Here is a 714-nt window from a genome sequence, read left to right as displayed (position 1 = left end):
GGGGGTTTGGGGGTCTTGAAGGCAGCCCAACCCCAGGACAGCAACGACGCCGCTCCGAGGCAAGAACCACCTGCAGGACAACGGGCCTAGTCGCGGCGTTGGTCAGCGAAGCGGGCGGCGCGGGCGCGGTTGCCGCACGAGGTCTTGCACCACTGCTGCCGCCCGTGGTCCTGGACGAAGTACCGCACGCAACGCGGTGCCTGGCAGGAGCGCAGGCGCGAGGCGAGCGGGCCGGTCAAGAACTCGACGACGGCGAGCGCGAGCACGCCCTCGATGAGCTTCTGGTCCTGCGCGGCGGTCTGGAACCCGCGTCGGACACCGGTGTCGTCGATGGTCACGGTCGGGTGCGGTCGCAGCGCCGCGATCGCGGACTGGAGTACCGAGGCGGCTTCGGTGTCGCTCATCCGCTGCTGGCGCTCCACGCGGCTCGGCGGATGCGGGGAGACCGTCGCGGCGAAGGCGGACCTGGCCGCGAAGCGCAGCGCGGAAACGACTCCAGGCGCCTCGATCCCGGCGAGCGGCCGTTGACGAACCGCGAGCACGCTCCGGGCTTGGCGCTGCACCGATTCGACGACGACGGCACGGTCACGACGACCTTCCACTACGCGAGCTGAGCGGTGCCACCACTCGCGGCGGTCATCGGATTCGCGCTCGCGGTCCTGCCGGTCGTGCTCACCCCCGGCGCGAGCTTCACGCTGGTCGCGGCGCACGGCC

The 714-nt window shown here is 71.7% G+C and carries 1 protein-coding gene; it reads right to left on the bottom strand.

Features of this window, described 5'->3' with window-relative positions; translation table 11 throughout:
- Window positions 1-86: 86 nt before the first annotated feature.
- Window positions 87-602 carry a CGNR zinc finger domain-containing protein gene (locus CCN37_RS41610; RefSeq protein WP_086823482.1) on the bottom strand — a complete coding sequence of 172 codons (516 nt, stop codon included), beginning with the start codon at window positions 600-602 and terminating at the stop codon, window positions 87-89.
- Window positions 603-714 lie beyond the last annotated feature (112 nt).

This window comes from Allokutzneria sp. NRRL B-24872, assembly GCF_002155965.1.
In the GTDB taxonomy this organism is placed as follows: Bacteria; Actinomycetota; Actinomycetes; order Mycobacteriales; family Pseudonocardiaceae; genus Allokutzneria.
The sequence above is the reverse complement of the archived record's forward strand: the minus strand, read 5'-3'. Positions and strand labels throughout refer to the sequence as shown.